The organism is Treponema sp. UBA753, from assembly GCF_002297325.1.
In the GTDB taxonomy this organism is placed as follows: domain Bacteria; phylum Spirochaetota; class Spirochaetia; order Treponematales; family Treponemataceae; genus Treponema_D.
In genome coordinates this window covers 17,748-18,372 of the sequence record NZ_DBKJ01000043.1, presented here as the reverse complement: position 1 = coordinate 18,372, position 625 = coordinate 17,748, and the positions used below count along the sequence as shown (strand labels likewise).

Genomic DNA, 625 nt, shown 5'->3' with positions numbered 1-625 from the left:
GAGCAAAGAATTGAATTCTTTTCAGCATTTCTGATTTTTCCAGCAGAGTAAAAAGGCAACATAAAAATTCCTCCATAAAAAACAATGAGAAAGCATAAAAATTAAAAGTGAAAAAATTATGAGGAACTTTATAAGACGGAAGTTTGCTTTATTACAAAATCAATGTATTTATTCTTGACAGGAACGTTCAGCGCACATAAAGAAAAATCAATATTCTTTTCAATTACAAGAACAAGAAGTGCCAGAAACGCAAAGCAAATCGCAAAAGAAATTTCAAATTTTCTTTCTTCATGCACAAATGCTTCAACAGTGGAATTGTCAAAAAAAGACAAAATAACTGCGCCTGAATCGTTTTCAAATTCAAGGGCGCATTTATTGGAAATTTTAAGCTCGTGCCTGAATGCAGGATATAAAATCCACAGAAAAACTGAAAAGACAATTAAAATAGTGTATAAAAATTTTTTCTGCATAAAACCTTAATTCAGGCACAAAAAAACAACAGAACCGCACTTTATAAAATGCAGTTCTGCCATAAAAAACTAAGCACCGTAAGTTGCAATGAAAACACCAGCAGCAATTGCAGTTCCAATTACACCGGCAACATTCGGTCCCATCGCATTCATCA

General features: G+C 32.8%; 1 protein-coding gene. It reads right to left on the bottom strand.

All coding sequences use genetic code 11. The annotated features are described in order from the left end of the window. Positions 1 to 128: 128 nt before the first annotated feature. Positions 129 to 470 carry a hypothetical protein gene (locus tag B4C08_RS03655; protein ID WP_295795560.1) on the bottom strand — a complete coding sequence of 114 codons (342 nt, stop codon included), beginning with the start codon at positions 468 to 470 and terminating at the stop codon, positions 129 to 131. Positions 471 to 625: the final 155 nt, after the last annotated feature.